Source organism: Amycolatopsis rubida, from assembly GCF_900115345.1.
Taxonomy (GTDB): domain Bacteria; phylum Actinomycetota; class Actinomycetes; order Mycobacteriales; family Pseudonocardiaceae; genus Amycolatopsis; species Amycolatopsis rubida.
This window is the reverse complement of the sequence record NZ_FOWC01000010.1, coordinates 142,560-160,339: the sequence shown is the minus strand read 5'-3', so window position 1 is coordinate 160,339 and position 17,780 is coordinate 142,560. Positions and strand designations below refer to the sequence as shown.

16 protein-coding genes and 1 pseudogene are annotated in these 17,780 nt (G+C 67.3%); 9 read left to right on the top strand and 8 right to left on the bottom strand.

Translation table 11 applies throughout. The annotated features are described in order from the left end of the window. Positions 1-316 precede the first annotated feature (316 nt). The 3 genes and pseudogenes from BM362_RS32170 (at position 317) to BM362_RS47830 (ending at position 3,194) form a co-directional block, all read left to right on the top strand. Positions 317-2,245, top strand: a complete 1,929-nt coding sequence (locus BM362_RS32170) for a hypothetical protein (RefSeq protein ID WP_093575720.1) — start codon at positions 317-319, stop codon at positions 2,243-2,245. A 287-nt stretch (positions 2,246-2,532) separates the two neighbouring features. Continuing rightward, a pseudogene (locus BM362_RS50775) lies at positions 2,533-2,724 on the top strand (Tn3 family transposase); the annotation flags it as partial. Positions 2,725-3,044: 320 nt separating this feature from the next. Continuing rightward, entirely contained in the window at positions 3,045-3,194 is a 150-nt protein-coding gene (locus tag BM362_RS47830) for a hypothetical protein (protein WP_167545535.1), read from the top strand. A gap of 823 nt (positions 3,195-4,017) precedes the next feature. Here BM362_RS47830 and BM362_RS32160 read toward each other — a convergent pair. The 4 genes from BM362_RS32160 to BM362_RS32145 all read right to left on the bottom strand — a co-directional run bounded on the left by BM362_RS32160 (position 4,018) and on the right by BM362_RS32145 (position 6,394). Beyond that, complete coding sequence (locus tag BM362_RS32160) at positions 4,018-4,257, bottom strand: hypothetical protein (protein ID WP_093575719.1); 240 nt, start codon at positions 4,255-4,257, stop codon at positions 4,018-4,020. A 227-nt stretch (positions 4,258-4,484) separates the two neighbouring features. Continuing rightward, entirely contained in the window at positions 4,485-4,994 is a 510-nt protein-coding gene (locus tag BM362_RS32155) for a hypothetical protein (protein ID WP_093575718.1), read from the bottom strand. 169 nt (positions 4,995-5,163) lie between these two features. Then, positions 5,164-5,439, bottom strand: a complete 276-nt coding sequence (locus tag BM362_RS32150; protein ID WP_093575717.1) for a hypothetical protein — start codon at positions 5,437-5,439, stop codon at positions 5,164-5,166. 16 nt (positions 5,440-5,455) lie between these two features. Further along, entirely contained in the window at positions 5,456-6,394 is a 939-nt protein-coding gene (locus tag BM362_RS32145; RefSeq protein WP_093575716.1) for a ParA family protein, read from the bottom strand. A 1,972-nt stretch (positions 6,395-8,366) separates the two neighbouring features. On the opposite strand from BM362_RS32145, the gene BM362_RS32140 reads away from it, so the two are divergent. Further along, the gene (locus BM362_RS32140; RefSeq protein WP_167545534.1) at positions 8,367-9,404 is read left to right on the top strand and encodes a ParA family protein; all 1,038 of its coding nucleotides are present in this window, start codon (positions 8,367-8,369) and stop codon (positions 9,402-9,404) included. After that, positions 9,401-10,150: a hypothetical protein gene (locus BM362_RS32135; RefSeq protein ID WP_143132551.1), complete on the top strand. Its 750-nt coding sequence runs from the start codon at positions 9,401-9,403 to the stop codon at positions 10,148-10,150. Before BM362_RS32140 ends, BM362_RS32135 begins: the two co-directional genes overlap by 4 nt. Positions 10,151-10,274: 124 nt before the next feature. Here BM362_RS32135 and BM362_RS47045 read toward each other — a convergent pair whose 3' ends face one another. Both BM362_RS47045 and BM362_RS47825 read right to left on the bottom strand, forming a co-directional pair. Then, a complete protein-coding gene (locus BM362_RS47045) occupies positions 10,275-11,849 on the bottom strand; it encodes a hypothetical protein (protein ID WP_143132550.1) in 1,575 nt (524 codons plus the stop codon). Positions 11,850-12,269: 420 nt separating this feature from the next. After that, entirely contained in the window at positions 12,270-12,425 is a 156-nt protein-coding gene (locus BM362_RS47825) for a hypothetical protein (protein ID WP_167545533.1), read from the bottom strand. Between the two features lie 913 nt (positions 12,426-13,338). Between BM362_RS47825 and BM362_RS32120 the strand changes: the two genes are divergently transcribed. Genes BM362_RS32120 through BM362_RS32105 form a run of 4 tightly spaced genes read left to right on the top strand, consistent with a single transcriptional unit; the run spans position 13,339 to position 16,256 of the window. Then, the gene (locus BM362_RS32120) at positions 13,339-13,803 is read left to right on the top strand and encodes a hypothetical protein (RefSeq protein ID WP_093575711.1); all 465 of its coding nucleotides are present in this window, start codon (positions 13,339-13,341) and stop codon (positions 13,801-13,803) included. Continuing rightward, positions 13,800-14,456, top strand: a complete 657-nt coding sequence (locus BM362_RS32115) for a hypothetical protein (protein ID WP_093575710.1) — start codon at positions 13,800-13,802, stop codon at positions 14,454-14,456. The genes BM362_RS32120 and BM362_RS32115 overlap by 4 nt, the downstream gene beginning before the upstream one ends. After that, positions 14,446-15,633 carry an MAB_1171c family putative transporter gene (locus BM362_RS32110; protein WP_093575709.1) on the top strand — a complete coding sequence of 396 codons (1,188 nt, stop codon included), beginning with the start codon at positions 14,446-14,448 and terminating at the stop codon, positions 15,631-15,633. Before BM362_RS32115 ends, BM362_RS32110 begins: the two co-directional genes overlap by 11 nt. Further along, complete coding sequence (locus BM362_RS32105) at positions 15,630-16,256, top strand: phosphatase PAP2 family protein (RefSeq protein ID WP_093575708.1); 627 nt, start codon at positions 15,630-15,632, stop codon at positions 16,254-16,256. Before BM362_RS32110 ends, BM362_RS32105 begins: the two co-directional genes overlap by 4 nt. Positions 16,257-16,415: 159 nt before the next feature. On the opposite strand, the gene BM362_RS32100 is transcribed toward BM362_RS32105, so the two are convergent. Together BM362_RS32100 and BM362_RS32095 are read right to left on the bottom strand one after the other, a co-directional pair. Beyond that, positions 16,416-16,886: a hypothetical protein gene (locus BM362_RS32100; RefSeq protein ID WP_093575707.1), complete on the bottom strand. Its 471-nt coding sequence runs from the start codon at positions 16,884-16,886 to the stop codon at positions 16,416-16,418. Positions 16,887-16,978: 92 nt separating this feature from the next. Then, on the bottom strand, positions 16,979-17,641 hold the full coding sequence (locus BM362_RS32095; protein ID WP_093575706.1) for a hypothetical protein: 663 nt from the start codon (positions 17,639-17,641) through the stop codon (positions 16,979-16,981). Positions 17,642-17,780 lie beyond the last annotated feature (139 nt).

The following is a 17,780-nucleotide window of genomic DNA, read 5'->3' as shown; positions in this document are numbered from 1 at the left end:
CGCGCGCCCTCTTCACGCTGCCTGTTTCCGCAGGTCAACCGGCCTGTGTTGGACAGGTCACTGCCGCGTCCCGCATGTCGACCGCGGGGCCGGCCGCACCGTCTTCGTCCGGCCGTGACGCCATTCGGCGTCCCCGCGCGTCGACGTCGTCCGCGTCCCCCGAGCGCGCTCGCTCGCGTCCGCGCACCGGCGGGCTGCCCGCGACCCGGGCGGTTGCCCGATGACCGCCTCCCCCGCCGAACCTCCCGGCCGACCCGACCGGCCGGCGCCAGCGCCAGGAACCGACGCGGGCGCATACTGGCGGCTCGCGGAGGCGATGACCCCGCGCCCCGGGCTGCGCACCGACACCTGGGACGACACCTCCTCGACGTGGCTGCACCAGTACGACCACCAGCACTGGCCGGACACACCGCCGCCCGGCCCGTTCGCGCTCTACCTCGCCGACGACACCGGCCAGTTCCGCTTGCTGTGCTTCGACCTCGACACCGCGCGCGGCGACGTCGGCGCCGACCTCGCCCGCCTGGCCGGCTTGCTCGACACCGCCGGAGCGCGCTACGCCGTCGCCGCGTCCGGCCCGCACGGCGGCCGCCACGTGTGGCTGTCGCTGGGCCCGGACGGCGCTGCCCCGCTCGCGGTGCGCCGGTTGGCGAAACTGCTGGCCCGGCACCTGCCGACACTCGACCACGGCATGCTGTGCAACCCCCGCACCGGAGCAGCCCGCCCGCCCGGCGCCCCGCACCGCGACGGCGGGCACTCAGCCCTCCTCCAGCCCTCGGAGACCGCTGCCGCGACAGCGGTGCTCACGACACCGAACACCGGCGTCGTGGAGCGGCTCACCGAACAGCTGGCCGCGACCACCACGACACCCGACGAACGGGCCGCCCCGCCCGCGGCCGCACGGGAGATCGTCGAACGGGGCGGCGCTCCGGCACTGGCCGGGCTCCGGCGAGAACCGTCCGCGAGCACCCGCGCGGCCCTGGACACCGTCCCCCGCGATGGCGAGGCCAGCAGCCTGCTCGGCTCCGTCCTGGTCGGACTGGCACTTGCCCGATGGTCCTGGCCGGACGTGTATGCCCTGCTCGGCCACGCTCCGGGGCTCGAGCACGCCCGCAGCCGGTCGAACCCGCACCCCGGAGCGCCTCGCATCGCCCGCGGAGACCACGCGGCCGAGAAAGTCCTCCGCCGCCAATGGTGCCGCAGCGTCGAGTACGCCGCCCGCATGCCGGCCACAGCAGCCGACGGCGACACCCATCGGGCCGAGGAGACCGCCCGCTCCGTGGCCGCGATCCAAACGGCGGCCGACGACGACCCCGAACGATGGGCACGGCCCTCCGGCCCCGCCGACCGAGGCGTCCTCGATGCGCTGTGCCTCGTCGCGCTGGACGCCTGCAGCACCGAAATCGACCTCGACATCCGCCGCGCCGCGGCGATGTCAGGCATCAGCAAATCCGCCGCCGCCCGCGCCTTCGACCGCCTCGCGAAAGACGGATTCATCACCCGCACCGTCCAAGCCTCCGGGCCGCGAGCCGCGACCTGGAAACTGCTCCCCCCCGCAACCACAGCCGACCAGCACCATCAGGGTGGGACACAAGGACCCCGCCCCCCGGGTGGGGTCCGGGAAGATCTCCGCCACCGGCTGCGTTCGACGCTTGGTGTCCGGGCTGGGGATGCTTTCGCCCCTCGAAAGGTCGGAGGTTTGGGGCGTCACTGCGCACGAATCGCCGCTGCCTGTCTGGAGCCAAGGACTGCAACCGAAGTGAGCCGTATATGCGGTTATACGGTTGGGACCTGCCGCAGACATTTCGAGGGGCTGAAGGCACTCGGGCTCCTGCGACGTGGACGGGGGGGACGGGCGAGGCTGGACGAAACGAGGCTGACCCGGGCCGCGAAACGTCTGGGAACCCACGGATATCGGGCGGAACAAGCCCGCTGGACACTCGTGGACCGAGCGGTTTATGCGTGGTGGCGGGAGGAAGAACAATGGATGCGGGCGCCGAAACGTGCGCGACGACCCTCGCCGAGCGAGCGGCATCTGCAGCTATGGGGATCCTCTCGTCGCGAACCGTTCCCGCGGTCCGCAAATCGAGCTGACTTCGCTGAAGCACGTCGTCTGACCGCGCAACGACACGGCCTTCTCCCTGAGCCAAGGAGCTTGACGGACGAGATCGTCGCGAAACTTCTCATCGACGAACTGGGTGCTGTTGTTATCGAACCGCAAGCACGGAAGGAAGGCCGGGACGCGTGATTCACCGGGGACGCTGAGCTGGTCAGGAAGTGGGGTGGGGGGTGCCTTACGTGGCTATCAAGCCGTGCCGATGGCCGAGGTCCCGGTCGCAGGCGGCGGATTCTGAACTGGTGGTCACCGTTCTTTCACGGGCGGCCTACCGCTGCCGCGGCAGCGACGCGGGTCGGGGCCGGTATTCGGACAGGAACAGCGGGCCGACGAACCCGGCTACCGGCGCACCATGAAAGCCCAGGGCAACCTCCAGGAAGGCCGCCACACCCTCGGGCGGGACATCTTTCACGGCCCGCCGTGGCGAGTTGCGCCAGCGCTACTACGAGGGCATGGAGGACCAGCTCGGCGCGCTGGGCCTGGTGCTCAACGCGGTCGTGCTGTTCAACACCCGCTACCTCGACGCCGTGCTCGCGAAGCGCGCGCCGACGGCGCGGAGGTCCGCGACGAGGAACCGGTCCGGCTCTCCCCGTTCCGCCACCGCCACATGAACCTGCTCGGCAAGTACTCGTTCCTGCTGCCCGCCGACCTCGCCGACGGCCTGCGCCCGCTGAGCGACCCCGACACCGTCCTGGACGCCGACGACGAAGACGAGGATCTCGAGTAGAAACCGTGCCAGGGCACGGTCATTCGCCGTCCCCGTCCGTCCGGGGGCCGGGCCGCTCGTCCGCCGGCGCGACGGCACCGGCGCGGGCGAGCACGTCGAATTCCTCGAGGAGCCGGGCCGCGTCGGCGATCCGGGCGCGGGCGGTCTCGGCCAGCTGCCGCAGGACGTCGCGGGCGGCGATCTCGGCGGCGATGCCGTCCGGGGGTGCAGGACAGGCTGTCGGTCTCCCAGCTCTCGCTCGCCGTCTTCACGCCCGCGAGCGTGCAGGAGGCGCGCAGTTCCCGGCGGTTGTCGTGGCGCTGGTTCGCGGTGCCGGCGAAGGCCATCGGGCCGACTGTGCAGGTGCCGCCGTAGCCGCCGAACCCTTTCCGCGACGGAGCCCACGCCCAGTACTCGGCTGCGGGGACGGCGACGGGGATGATGCCGGGTCCGGTCATGGCGTCTGCGGTTCCTCTCCGTGCGGCGGCGGAGCCGAGAGACTGCCTCACGCAGCGACCGGCACGCCACCGTCGCGCGGCGTGGCGCGCGGAAGCCGTCGTTCCGCGTGTCGCGCGTGCGGATTGGCGTTGCGGCGCAACGCAAACGCGGGGAGGGACCGGTCCTGCCCGGTCCCTCCCCGCACGCGGGCGGGTCAGGTGTTCTTGACGGCGAGCTTGATGCCCTCGATCAGGTTCGGCACGCCGAACAGGAGCAGGCCGGCGGCCAGGGCCAGCCACCACGTTCCCCAGCCGAAGTAGCCGACGAGCAGGGCCGGGGACGGTGAACAGCAGGCCCGCGCCGGCGGCCTCCGCTGCGGGGGACGGCGGGCGCGGCATCGCCCTGGCGGCTTCCTCGGCGGCCAGCTGCCGTCGTCGTCGTTCGAGCGTGTCCTCGTAGTCCAGCAGTTCCTGCACGTCGCTGCCCGATGCGGGCCTGCAGGCGGCGGTATATGTCGGATTCCGGGCCGAGGGAGCCCAGCAGCGTCGTGTTCTGGTCGATCTTCTCGCGCAGCGTCGTGAGGTCCGGAACGTACGGCTCAGCGGTGATGGCTTTCCTCCACAGTGCAAGGGGAACGGAACCAGCCCGTGTTCAACGACGGGGATCGCCGCCGTGTTCACGGGTCGTCGCGCAGCGGCGTCGATCGTCCCGGTTTTCTTCTGCGGCCGCCGGTGACGCAGCCTCTCCCGGCGCCCCCGGTTCAGCTGTCCTCGTCGACCGGCCCTTCGCGCGCGACGCGCTGCTCGTCGCGGAGGACGAGCTGTTCCAGCGCCTCGGCGAGGCGCTCGGCTTCGGCCAGCATGTGCCGGTGCTGCGCATCGTCGGGGAAGCGTTCGAGCGCCGGGAGCACCGTGCCCGTGATCAGATGGCGAATCCTGGTGAGTTCGCCGGTGATCTGCGCGCGGTCCTGCGCGGTCAGCCTGCCGTCCGCGGTCGGCACGGCCTCAAGCCTGCGCGCACGCGCCGCCGTCGGCGAGTCCCGCGCCGTGGCCCCGGTTCTCCCTCGACGGCGCGGGAGCGAGAGGTCCAGCGACCGGTGCGGGTGCCGCGGCCGATGTGACGGTTTTCCCTGCCGGGGCAACGGGTTTGCCCGCTGCGCTTGGCAGGGGTGCGCACGGCTGGGCACCCGCCGGTGCGCGACGCGTTGTTCTGACCGGGTCGGGCGGGTCAGGCGTCGACGGTGAAGCCGGGGCGGTGGCTGTGCTGCTGTTCCAGGTCCGCGACGCGGTCGGCGAGCTCCTGGTCGAGGTCGGCGAGCTTGCTGCGGGCGGTGCGCAGCGCACGGTGCTCGTCGGCGGCCTCGCTGCTCCACCCCGCTTCGCGGGCCTCCGCTATCAGGCGGGCGATCTCCCGCTGGACCTCGTCGAGTTCGGTGCGGGAGACCGCGCCCGCGCGGGTGCCGCCGCCGAGGCCTTCCCTCGCCGCCGGGGCGTTCAGGACGGCGTGGCGGACCTGCCGCGGCGTGCGGACCTCCACCGCGAACGGCTCGGCCCGGTGGTGCAGCAGGTAGTTGCCGTAGCGATCCGGGTCCTGCCCGGCTTTCTCCGGCAGGAACGGCGGCTGCACTCCGGCGTAGTCGCAGGCGTTGCGGTGGTTCCACACGATCGCCCGGAACCACAGGTCGTCCCACTCGTAATCCCGGTCCGTCCGGAGGAGACCGAACCGGCGGGCGAGCACCGCGCGGGCGAGGTCTTCGGCGCTGGCGGCCCGTTCGATGCCGCCGGAGTCGCGGGGCCCGTGGACCGGGTGCAGCTCATAGGACCAGTCGCGGCCGTCGTCGCTGGTCTCGATCAGCCAGGTGTTCTTTTGATTTGCTGTTACTCCTCAGGTCAGCCGAGTCGCGTGGTCAGCGAGTGATCATCCGGTACAGCTCGGCGGCCGCGACCGCAAGCAGTTTCGCCGTCGGATGATCGGGCTGGGCCAGCACCAGCGGCCGACGGTCTAGTTGCGCCGCGTGGATCGCCGCGGTCCGAGGAATTCCCTGCACGAGCATCGGGTACGTGCAGGACCCGGCGAGGCGTGCGCGTTGTTGCGTCCGCAATTCCGGTTCCGGCCAGCCGCTGTAGTGGCCCAGGGGGACGGCGACGACGGTTCGTCCCGCCTTGTCGTCGAGATCGGGCACCTCGCGTCGGAGTTGGTCATTGATCCGGGGCGATCACCTCGCGGTCGTCGTAAGGGCGGTAGACGACGGTGATGTCTCCCGGCTGGGGTTCGTCGCCGCTCTCGGCAGGTACTTCCTGTTCCTCGGGTTCGTCGTCGCGCCAATCGTCCTCCTGGGCGCGCTGGTAGTCGATCCACCGGTCCGGGTCCCATGCCGGTCCGAACAGCTGACGGCCCTTGTCGGCGACGGTGACCAGGAACGTCCGGCGGTGCTCCTCGATCCATTCCAGTTGAGTCAGCAGTTCGTCGTCCGTCTGCTCCTCCCCCCAGCTGTCGTCGAAGTACGCGTCGAAGGCCTTGTCGAGCCACTTCAGCATCGCTGTGTGTTGCTGTTGGCGTTCGTAAATCGGGCGGTATCGGTCGGAATACACGGTTTCGTGACGGCCGAACAGCCGTTCGCCGTCGCCGAAGCACGCGATCACCGCGTCAGCGACCTCCTCCGCGAACCACGTCTCCGGGCCCGTGTCTGCCGGAGCGGTGTCGAGCAGGACCACGTCTGCCTGGGCTCGTGCCGCGTCGAGCGCGGACCGCAGGTCCGTGGCAGTCGCGCCGCGCAACCCGGTCAGCAGCCGTAGTTCGCCTCCGTTCTCCGCGCGGTGTATCACCAGCTCGCCGTGCACCCCCGACCACGGTACGACAGCGGCGGCGCGGGCGTTTCCTGCCAGCATGCGTTTGAGCGACTGCACCGGGTCGAGGTCGGCGAGCAGCACCCGCTTGCCCTGCCGAGCCCATGCCGCGCCGAATTCCCTCAGCATCGAGGAACGGCCGAGCCCGCCCCTGCGCGACACGCACGCGACCGTGACCCCGCGCGGGCGAGACAATCCGGCGTCCATCAGCGCGGGATGCGGGCCCGCGAGGCGTTCCGGCGTCGGCGGACGCGTCACGAAATCGACCTCGTCCTCGTTGCGCCACAACATGATGCGACGCAGAGCACGGCTCCACGGGAGGATCTGTTCAAGTGGCCGGGCGTCCGTCCCGGAGTGCCTTTCGTGCTCGTCCCGCTCGCTGCGGCCCCAGACCGCTGCTGTCCCCTTCGGGAGCGCTGTTGTCCGGTCCCGGATAGCCGCGCTCCAGCTCTTCGCGGCGGAGCTGAGGATGACCCCGCCGTCGCCGTCGAGTCGGTACAGCCGGACCTTGCCCCGCGTCCGGCACCAGAGGACCGCCGCCGAGCCCCGCCACGTGCGACCCGAGTGCGGCGTCCAGTGCCGGGGGACGCCACGTCGGCAAGGCCGCCGGACGGCCTGCGCTCCCCACTATACCGTCACGTCCTCCCGCATTGGGCAGCGAACGCTCATGGAACCCACCCACCGTGAGCAATTCGCGAACTATCGAGCTAACTCGGGCGAGGTCAACAGGGGTCAATCGAGCTTCTTGAGTCCGGATGCGACGCTCGGTGCATCCCCCCAGCCCCTGCCCCCTATTAGGTGCATCTGACAAGCTCGTGAGCGGAAGCAAGAGAGGCCGGCATGGAATCACTTAGAGGTCCAAACGTCACGTGACATAAATAGTCGCAGGTCGCAAGCGTGCCTTTGGAATTGACCTTTTGCCGTCAGGTGTACTAAAAGGCTTCTAGTCAGATTGCAAGCAAGATACCTTAAAAAGTACCGTATGCAGTTTTCACTCAACTTTGACTCAACGGTATCTAGCGCGCCAGCTTGCATACTTTCTTCGAAATCCCTTATTTAATTTGCTTGACGGTGATAGTGCACACCGTTCTACAGGCTAAAAAAGCAACGCTGATTCGAGTTTGGTCATCGGTGTCGATAGAAGCTGAATGTCAAATCCAATGCACAGTTTGCTAGCAACCTAAATACTAGGTGTATTTAGATGCTTCCTCTGAAGTTTGCCTCGGCATTGCTAGAAAACTTCTTTCCATAGCTGCTGCGTGTGCCTGACAGTTTGCGTTGGGTAAAGCGAATCACTAGGTGTAATGTAGGGCTTTTTGCATCGTGTTTTCCATTGTTTTATGAAACACCGTTTACAGTACCGCTTACTATGCAGGTTAAGTAGTCTATGCTCGGGCTGCTACAAGGGCTTAATATTGAGTTACGTACAAAGCTGAGTGTAGTGCCATGCGCAATGTAAATCGTGATGCCTGGTTGGGTGCTTTACATGATGTCCTGCACGTTGCGGTGTTCGTAGGTTATATTTAAGGGTGTGTATGAGTCCTCTGGCATGTAGTCGATTATATCGTTTACTGAATTATTGACAGTGCTGACTTCTATGTCTGCGGGCACACTTGCAAATACGTCCTGCGTCAAGTTGAAAGAGAAACTTAGATAAAGGTGAATTATTACGCTATGGTCAATATATCGGAGCACCCCTGATGTGGCCGTTGGGTTAAACCTTATACACCCGTTTGTCGACGTATAACCCCCTGGGTGCGATGGCAGGTCCCGGTCGCTGCCGTTATCACGGCTATGAGCCCCCTGTATGTCACCACATCTATGCATGGTGTTAGAGAAGTGGCCTGCGCGGCTGACACCCACCCGTGCTCCTGCGCTGCTGCCCAAACTGACTAGTCTGTTTACCTCTAAACTGACTGCTAAACTGACCTCTAAACTGACTCCTGCAGGTCGGACCGCGTTTTTGCCTACGTCGTCGTGGTGGTCTTGATGCTTGCTCATGCCATGGCTTTGGATGCAATGAGACGCACAGTACGCTGTCCGGCGGCCTGTCGACTTTGAGTCGGAGCGTGTAACTCCACGTTGGTCACTGCGTGCTGCCGCGTTCTGTGATCCACTCTGGTGCACGGCGGGTCGAGTGCGTGAATCCCCGTTCTCGTGGCAAGATGTCAGCGAGCGCGGTGGGAGGCACCGCGTGGTGCCAAGAGCCGCGCTCATCGTCATGTGTCCGGACTCCGCATCTTGCCTGGTAGGGGACTGTGTAGTGGTTGCTATTGTACCTTCCTTCGAACCTGACTCGCTTGGTGTCCGATGGGATCTGCTCGGTCGTGTCTACCTGTTCGGCAACGACAAAGGCGGGGTTGGGAAGTCGACGATCGCCGCGAATGCGGCTGGCCAAGCTGCGCAATCGGGCCTAAGGACGTTGGCCGTCGACTTGAACGCACAGGGCAACATGGCCTTGGACTTTGGCGTGTCACGCAACCCCGAGGTGAATGACAACGGCAAGGGCCTGCTGCATGCCTTGACTCTGGACGTACCCCTCAATCCGGTTCGTGGTGTTCGCGAGAACCTCGACTTCATCCCAGGTGGCCGGTACGTCAGGCGCATCCAGGCGCATCTTCAGCCGATGATGGTCGACGACGAAGGCATTCGGGAGGCGGTGACCTCGCTTGCTCGTGCACTGTCGGGGATCGCTGAGAACTACGACCTGATCATCTTGGACAGCCCTCCGGAAAACGAACTCCTGCTCCAGTTGGTCCTGTGCGCAGCCCGCTTCGTCGTGGTGCCGATGAAGACTGACGAAGCATCTCGGATCGGTCTGCGCGCCTTGGCTCGCGTGCTAGAGCGGATGAGGCATGTAAACCCGTGCCTTGTACTCCTCGGTGTCGTGGTGTTCGCGAGCTCCACGAACGCAACGAACTTGCGGGCGAGCCTCCGCGACGGAGTTGAAGACGACCTCAAGGGCAGCGCTGTCCCCTTCTTCGAGAGCTTCGTCAGGTACGCCGAGGCAGTAGGCGCCGCGGCGCGGAAGTACGGAGCACTGGCGCACGAACTCGAGGCAATGCTCATCGAAGGAACGAAGCCCGTCGCCGCAGGTGGCTACAAGCTCGACTGGCAATACAAGGCCGAAGAGGCCGAAAGGATGAAGGAGGAGAATCCCGAACAGGCTTTGAAGAAGGTCCCGGTCGTTCCCGGAACAGCGAAACGAGTTGCGGGAGACATCGAGGCTGTGCTGCAGGAGATGTTCAGCGAAGCAAAACAGAAGCGGAAGCAGTTGAAGCAAGAAGGACTGTGGGTATGAGCGACACGACTGACAACGACCTCTCCCACCTGGGTAACCCGGCGGTGAGGCGAGGCATCGGGCTCAAAGGGCTGATGGACGACGATGACGACGATGACTACCCAGCCCCTCCCGCGTCACGAACAAGCGCTCCGTCCCACCCGCGGACTGCAGAAAAGCCCCGGCAAACAGCAGCCCCGCCGACGCCGGAACCCCGGAGCAGCGGAGGCGATGGCAGTTCGGAGAAAGCCGCCCCGAACACCGGCACACGCCGCGCGGTGCGGGGCAAGGCGACAAGCAACAGCAGCAATAACAAGACGCTCTATACCTCCTACGAGGTCAAGACGCGGCTGACGAACTACCGGTACTCGCACCGGGTGTCCATCCTCAAGATCATCCTGAAAGCGATCGAGCACGCCGCTGGGGGAGGCGAGAGACTCAGCAAGGGAGACCTGGGCGGCCTGAAGGAGGTGCTGGACAAAGCCCGAATCAAGGGTGCCTTCGACTTCTTCGCTGAGAACCCCAACACGGTCAGGTACCAGGGGGGAGGCAGCACTCCGAGCGGGTACAAGCCAACGCCGGCGCAGTTCGAGCAGCTTCAAAAGCTGACCGAGATGCTCGGGTTCTCCGAGCGCAGCACGTGGCTGGCTCCGATCCTCGACAACTTCCTGCCCCCCTTGTCCGAGGACAAGGGGAAAACCCGCAAGAGTAGGGCCAAGGGAGCCAAGGGAGCCGAGCCATCGACCGAAAGCCAGGACGAGGGCTAACAGCCGGGGCGGACATGGCCTCCGTGCGAACAGGGGTCGCCACGGCGACCGTGTTCGCACGGAGGCTCATGCGTATCGATTTGCCGGTTGTAGGCGGGCATGACGGTCCCCGGGCTGAGCACTTTCACTCTGCATCCTGGATGGGACGTGAAGCGGACCGCAAACGACGCACCGTCGGGAGCTGATCGACCTCCGCGAGCAGGTCATCGATCACGCTCGGCACCGTCTCGGCGGCGAGCAGGGCAGTCTCGGCTTCCTCAGCGGCGAAGGCAAACGACGCAAGGTCTGCCGGCGTGTACTTCTCTGCGGCTGCGAGGATGTCGAGCCAGTATCGGTCGTCATCGTGGATCGCGATCTTGGCCACCGAATCGATCAGTCGCTTGGCGACGCAGCGTAGTTCCTGCTGGTGGGACGCGACCCACTCCTCCTCGCGGGCCAGCGGTGCCGGTCCGGTTCCCCGGCGGGCGCGGGCGCCTTTCTCGTCCGGTTTGCCTCGACTGACCAATTGATCCAACCGGTCCAGGCGGTCCTGAACCCCCTGCCCTCGTGTGATTGCATAGCTCGAGCCGATCTGGCGTCGAAGAACGTCCCTGGGCTCGCCGATTCCCAGGCCGAAGCGAATCGCATGAAGCTCTGCGGCGCGGTCCTGCCACCAGAGGGCATTGCAAAGCCGTAGTCCTGCGAGATGGTCGTGCGCTCGAACCACGCGGCTGGCGGCAGGGGAGGAGCGGAGGAACCGCAGGAGGTCGGCTGGCTCGGCTGCGTCGGGGGAGGGGATCCTGTCTCGTCTCGCGTCCCCGTGACGCTCCCGCCGACGTGCGATCTCAGCTGCCAACGCGGCGACGTCGGTCGGTGGGGGAGCGGATTGCCAGTGCGCTTGAATCTTGCCGTTGTCCGGGTTGCGGGCGAGGGCACCGGAGAACTGGCACCGGAGGGCATCAGCGGCGAGCAGGACGCGATGAACTGCGTGCGTGGTGGTCAGCTCGATGACCGGTCGCGAGGTTCGGATCTCGGCCACGGCGAGGCCGAGAACGGCCGGCGTGCCCGGGTTGAGAACTCCGTCGACGACGTCCGCGACCAGCTCGTCGACCCAGCGAGAGGCAACCTTGTACCTGGTAGCCGCAGCCGCGAGGTCTCGCGCGACAGTGGTCAAGGCAACGTGGTTCTCCGCGAGCCAGCCCCACGCGGGATGCTTCGGGTCGCGGATCGCATCGCGACGTCCCGGCCGCGTCAGATCCTGCTCAGGCATGTCATAGCGGAGAAGATCGGTGAGGGCGTTCAGCCTGTTGCGGGCAGGCTGGTGGGGATCGCCCCTGCCGCTGCGGCGGCGTCTCTCCGGTCTGGGGTCCCTCTCACCACGAAGGTGGCTGTTCGGGCCGAGGCCCAGGGCGTCCCCGAGCTGGTCGTAGAACAGGCCATCGCCGAGGCCACCGCGGAGGTGGTGGCGTTCGGCCCTCCATCGGTCCCACCCGCTGGCGATGACGAGCAACTGAGCATCGAGCGCATCGGCTCGGCTGGCCCACGAGGGCTGATCTGCGATAGACTGTTTCCGCAGGTAGAGGAGTATTTCGCGTGGATCTGACCGGGCCGCGATCGGCAGATCTGCCACCTCGGAACGGTCGGTGATTCGGTGCCTTTGGGTAATACGCCCGATACACCCGATCAGTTCCGTGCGGGTGATTCTGACCGGGGGCAGCATCCACCCAGTATTTCACTGTCATGTAGCCGACTAGGTCGTTCGACGGGTTTTTATCCCTTGTGTCGGGTGCCATCGAAGATTTCAGTACGGCACCCCAAAATTTCAGTGGAGGTTGCAGCGGTGCCTGTGGATCTTTCAACCCTCAGGTCAGATCGCTGAGTCTCGGGCGGTCGAGCAGGCGTCGAGCCTGCGTACTGAAATCTTCGGTGGCACGATCCAGGCCGTCTGGTGGATGCCGAAGAATTCAATCCGCAGGTCAGAGGCTCGGGTACTGAAATCTTCAGCGGCATCCGAACCTTGTGATCCGTCGCCGAAGAGTTCAGCGTCGTCACCGAACCGGTCGATCTGCAGGCCATCAAAGCGGCGCAAGCACCCGCGGCGAATGCCCCGTGATTCCGGTGGACCTGGCCAGGTTCAGTGTCAGGCGGCCGCCGTCGAACCGGGCACCTGGGTCGACGTCGCCGGGGGGCTGCTCGCACCGTGCGGACGCTGGCCGAACGGATCGACGCCCTTGCCTGGGGCCTGTACGTGCACGGCGGCCTGAGTCAGCACGACGTGGCGCGCGTGCTCGGCCACGGCACACCCGGCGGCGGACGCTCCGTGACTTAGGTTCTCCGCCGGATCAACCGGGGGAGCAGGCCCGCCGCATCGCCGACGCGGCCGTGGTTCTCGTCCAGGTCGCTGCAGTCGCTCCGGCCACCAAGTGGATCACCACCCCGGCCCTGAAGGAGGGCAACGAGGAAGCGACTGCGGCCTCCGCCGAGCGCCTGCGCGTCGCCGGAACCGCCGACCGCACTGACTGAGCCGCTACGGATCTACGTGCGCGGGTCGACCGCGCAGATGGACCTGTTCCACGATGTGACCGGGTGGTTGACCGCCGGTCACATTGTCGTTGTGTCAGGGAAGCGACGCATCCGGCGTTTCCCGGAGGAGGGCGCGTCCCTGTTGAGCAGCATGGAACTGGCAAGCTCGGTCTGACGGGGACCGTCCGTCGGCCCTTTGAAGGGCCGCGCTGGTACGTCGATGAGTTACGGAAGTTGCGCGGAAAGCGACCCTGAATGGGCCACTGGCCCCGGCACCAACCCGGCTCGCGGCGAGCGGGCGATACCAGAGAGGCACGAGTCGACTGAATGTGAAGCCGCCCGGCGAAGAGTTCGGCCGACTACAATGCAGGTAGCGGACGTCAAATCCCCCCTTGGCGTGTACCGCATGCTCCTGCCGCCGACAGCGCTATTCCCCCCTGCTGTCGGCGGCAGGAACACATTCCCCCTCTTTGTGCAGGCCGGATGGGGTCTTGCGAGTGTCCCGCGGCACCTGCATCGGATCTGCGTTGGCCGTGCCACCCACTGATACGGCCGACGCTGTGTGGCGACCCGTTGTTGTGGATCAACCCGTGAGCACCCTAAGGTGAATGTCGTTCACGAGTCAACATGGATGTTATGAACTGGGGCGAGAAGCTAAAATTTATGTTAGCTGGGGAAGAGGGCCGGTGATGGAGCAGCCTGGCAGAGGAAGCACGATCGCCGAGCGGCTTAACTACCTGATCAATCTGCGTCCGGAGAGCGAGGGCGGCCCGTGGAGCGACCTCGAGATCGCCGAGGGCATCGAGGCACAGGGACTCGGGAAGATCAGCGCGCAGACCGTCTGGCGGCTCAGGACGGGCAGGGCCGACGATCCGAAAGTCGGCACGTTGTCCATCGTGGCGCGGTTCTTCGGTGTCAATACCGGCTATTTCACCGATGACGATCCGTCAGAGTCGGTGGCCGAGATACGCTACCTGCTCGCCCACAGGGATGGGGAGCTCCTGGACGCGATGATGCGGATGGGCGGGTTGTCCAACAGCAATTTCCAAACCGTGAACAACATGATCGGCGCCCTGTCGGAGGCCGAGCGAAAGCACGGTCGGACGGGGGCCGGGGACGCGAGCGAGGGGAAGGGGACCTCGACCGAATGACCGAGACGTCGCGCGGTGCTGGAGAGCGGCACGGGCGCGGCCCGTTCGGACGGTTCCGTGATGCGCTCAGCCGGGTCCTGGACAAGCTCGTGGATCCGTGGGTTCGGTTCCGCGAGCATCGTGTGCTTCGCAGCGAGATCGAGCGCGTTGCGGGCGAGATCGTCCCGAAGCCGTGGAGCCTGGAGGAATTCGCCCGTCGCCTCGGGGAACACCGCGGGCGCCCGATCGTTCTGAGCGCCATGTCCTTGCCGACGGATGGACCGGACGCCATGTGGCTGGCCGGCCCGACCGTGGACCTCGTCGGCTATGACGAGACCATCGTCGGCCTGCACCGGGAGCAGATGATCTTGCACGAGCTGTGCCACATCCTTCTGTGCCATCGGGGCTCGCAGAGTCTGCCTGTCGACCCCAACCTGCTGCGGACGCTGGGGATGGAGGGTCCGCCGGGAGACGGCGGCACGCCAGAGATCCTGCGCCGCCAGGGCGGGTACGACGACAAGCAGGAACGCGAAGCGGAAATCGCCGCAACGATCGTGTTGATCATAGCCGAGGTGCCATTGGTGAAGCCCAAGCCCCGGAAGCTGCAGGGAGCCCAGGCGGTCGCGGTGGACCGGCTGGCGAACGTGCTGGGGCGTGTGCCGCGTGGACGGTAGCGTCGGAGCCCTGTTCCACTTGTTCATCGTCGTGGTCGGCGTCCTGGTCGTCGTCTACAGGCTCGTCGATCTGATCCGGTCTCCCCGCAGGCCGGCGATGTGGTCGTTGTGGTCGGCGTTTCTCACCCTGACCCTGGCGATCATCGCCGGGGTGCGGTGGACGCCGGTGTCGCAAGCCGACGCCGAGCTGATCTGGATCGTCCAGCACTGGCTGATCTTCATCGCGTTCGCCGGGCTCGAGGCGTTCTTCTTCCTCTCGGTCGTTTCCCAGCAGCGCCGGGCGTGGCGGGCGTTCGCCCCGCACGGCGCCGTCCTGCTGGTCGCGGCGGTCGCGATGACCGTCGCGTTCGCCGTCGCGCTGGACACCGAGCGGCCGGACTTCCTGCATCTCGAACGCTATTTCGGCCCCTGGCTCACCGCGATGCTGCTGGCCTACATCGCCGGGTTGGCCGCGGCGATGCTCGCGGTCTCCCGGCTGGCGTGGCGTTGGGCGGGCATCACCGACAAGGCGTGGATGCGGCGGGGCCTGCGCAGCCTGGCGGTCGGCTGCTGGATCAGCCTCGTCTACGCCGTCCACAAGATCGCCTACAGCCTGCTGGCCGCGGCGGGCAGCCCTCCGCCGTGGTCTCAGCTGCAGGTCGAGGCCGTCCTCGCGTCGCTGGGCGTCACGTTCGCCCTGGTCGGTCTCGTCCTTCCGGCCGTCGGGCCCCGGGTGTCGGCCGCGCGGACATGGCTTCGGCACGCGGCCGCCTACCGGCGCCTGGAGCCGTTGTGGCGCGAGTTCGCGGACCCGGAGCGCGGGGTGACTCCCGGAGTGGTGCTGGAGCGGTCCTCGCCGTGGTGGGCCACGGCTTTCGCCTTGCACCGGCGGGTCATGGAGATCTGGGACGGTCGCAAGCGGCTGCGCGACTACCTGGACCGCGAGGTCGAGCAGCGGATGCTGGCGATCGGTCGCGAGCGCCGTCTTTCGGAGGCTGATCTTGCGGTGTTCGTGGAGGCCGAGTGCCTGCGCGCGGCGCTGCGTCTCAAGCGCGCCGGCGGCCCGCCGCCGCTCGCCAGCGGCATAGACCCGCCCCGCATCGGGGACGACCTGGCCGAGAACGTGAGGTTTCTCGAACAGGTCGCCACCGCCCTCGCCCAACCCGCCCCCACAGTTCAGGATTCCGTGACACCGTGACCGCTCAAAACCCCGCCACCCGCGACTCGCCCGCCTCGACACCCCAGAAGAAGGCCGCGCGGGCGATCACCGAGATCCTCGCCCCCTGGGTCGTGATCGTGGCGCTCTCGCTCGCGATGGCGCTCAAGTCGACTGCCTCCCCTTGGCTTGCCCTGCTCTGGGCCGCAGTCGTGGCGGTGTTCTCCGCCGGCGTGCCGATGAAGTTCATCACCCGCGGAGCCAAAGCCGGAAGGTACGACACCCACCACGTCAACAACCGCGAGGGCCGCGGTCCGGTGCTGCTGGTGTGCCTCGTCTCGACCGCGATCGGGCTGACGATCCTGCTGGCCGGGTCCGCTCCCCCGGCCATGGTGATCATGACCTGGGCGATGCTCGCCGTTCTCGTCGTCACCGGCGCGATCACGGTGGCCGGGTGGAAGATCTCCATGCACGCGGTCGTGTCCGCCGGCGGCGTCGCGATGCTCGCGTTCCTCTACGGCCCGTGGGCGCTGCTGCTGCTCCTGCTGGTCGCGCTGGTCAGCTGGTCGCGGGTCGTGCTGCGCGACCACACCCCCGGCCAGGTCGCCGCCGGGGGCGTCGCGGGATTCGTCGTCTGCGGCGCGCTGTTCCTCTGGCTGCTGTAAACGGACCGACGACGATTCACCGCGCAGGTCGGATCCGGTCCGCGCGGCAGCTGTCTGCCCGCCGCCTCGCCAGGGTCGATGTTCCGGCCCTTGGCCCTCGGCGTCGCATGTCGGCGAAGACATTGCCGTGTCCCTGAGCGACCTGTCGTAGGGGCGGTCTCACCACGTCCGCGGTGTGTGCCGGGCCTGGTTGAGTTGGCTGTGGCGGCTGCCGGGAGTTATCGGCGGCGACATCCGGCTGCGAGCGGAGCTGCGGGCGGCGGGGTCGTGAGCGGCAGGAGTGTCGGCAGGCTGGCCGGCGTGGGGAGCGGTGTCCGGTTCGGGGCGGATCACGAGTGCCTGGTCTTGGTCGCCGCTGGCGGTTTCCCCGGGCGGCGGCCCGCCGTTGCGGTCCAGACCTGCCCAGGGGTTCTGGCCGTGTACCCAGATCGGGGCCACGCGGCGGGTGAAGAGCCGCGGCGGCTCGGGGCGGGACGCGTGCGCCTGGTCTTGGTCGTCGTCGGCGGTTTCCCTGGGCAGCGGCCTGAGGAAACCTATCGCCAGGTGCTGGGCTTGGCGCTGCCCCGGCCCGCTCGAGTCCGGTCGCAGCAGCATGCGGAACCGCGGCTCTTGTTCCTCCTGGTCCTCCATGACGACACGGTACTCCCAGCGGAAGCCTGGCCGAGCCTTCTCATCGCGGCGTCGGCGGACCGGACCGGCGGCAGGCCGGGCCGGGGCCGGGCTTACCGCCAGCTGCGGCCGCGCGCGTTGACGGCGGTTGCGGCGGCGGGCGTCGCGGCGGACGGGTTCGCCGACCGCAGGGGCGCGAGCGCGGGGAGCGTGCAGGCGTTGCGGCCGTAGGCGCCGTAGGCGACCGCGACGGCGATCCACGCGGCCCATTCCCCGCTGAGCCGCAGGCTGTTCGCCGCGTAGAAGCCGAGCGTCAGTGCCGGAGCCGGTGCCGAGGCGTCCAGTTCCACCAGGGCGATCTGGTCGTAGTTGAAGTTCTTCCAGTCGCCGTCGCTCTGGCACCACAGCCGGTGGGTGGTCACCACGACGGTGGCGAGGTCGTACTCGTGCCACTGCGCCGCGGACATCGTCCGGGCCTTGCGGCGCCCCCGCATCCGCATCGCGGCGGTGCCGGCGACGACGGCGCCGACGAGCTCCGGGCTGCCGAAGACAAAGGACGGACCGCCGGGAAGGTACTCGACGTCGCGGCCGTGGAAGCGCTCGTAGCGCAGGGCGACCCGGCGCGCGCGGGAGAACTCGGCGAGCACGCGCTCGCCGGGGGCGCGGTGGGGAGGCATGGTGGGCGGAGGCACGATCGCCTCGCGCTCGATCCCGGCCGCGAGATCGCGGTCCAGCCCTGCTGCGGCGGTCCACCCTCCGGTGCCCTTGACGCGCATGGCATCCTCCCTTCTCCTCGATCTGTCAAGACCTCGATATGTGTTCTACACGATAGCGTGTCGAGATCGTTTCCGGCAGGCGGATCGCCTGCGAGTGGCCCGAATTGCCCCTGTCGTGGTCGCTGTGCGTATCGGACCG

What these genes read in the sequence shown, in the direction of transcription:
- BM362_RS32095 (WP_093575706.1), bottom strand. Translation starts at nt 17,641, where the DNA reads ATGCGCGTCAAGGGCACCGGAGGGTGGACCGCCGCAGCAGGGCTGGAC.
- BM362_RS32170 (WP_093575720.1), top strand. Translation starts at nt 317, where the DNA reads ATGACCCCGCGCCCCGGGCTGCGCACCGACACCTGGGACGACACCTCC.
- BM362_RS32145 (WP_093575716.1), bottom strand. Translation starts at nt 6,394, where the DNA reads ATGTTGTGGCGCAACGAGGACGAGGTCGATTTCGTGACGCGTCCGCCG.
- BM362_RS32115 (WP_093575710.1), top strand. Translation starts at nt 13,800, where the DNA reads ATGACCGAGACGTCGCGCGGTGCTGGAGAGCGGCACGGGCGCGGCCCG.
- BM362_RS47045 (WP_143132550.1), bottom strand. Translation starts at nt 11,849, where the DNA reads ATGCTGCCCCCGGTCAGAATCACCCGCACGGAACTGATCGGGTGTATC.
- BM362_RS32100 (WP_093575707.1), bottom strand. Translation starts at nt 16,886, where the DNA reads ATGGAGGACCAGGAGGAACAAGAGCCGCGGTTCCGCATGCTGCTGCGA.
- BM362_RS32135 (WP_143132551.1), top strand. Translation starts at nt 9,401, where the DNA reads ATGAGCGACACGACTGACAACGACCTCTCCCACCTGGGTAACCCGGCG.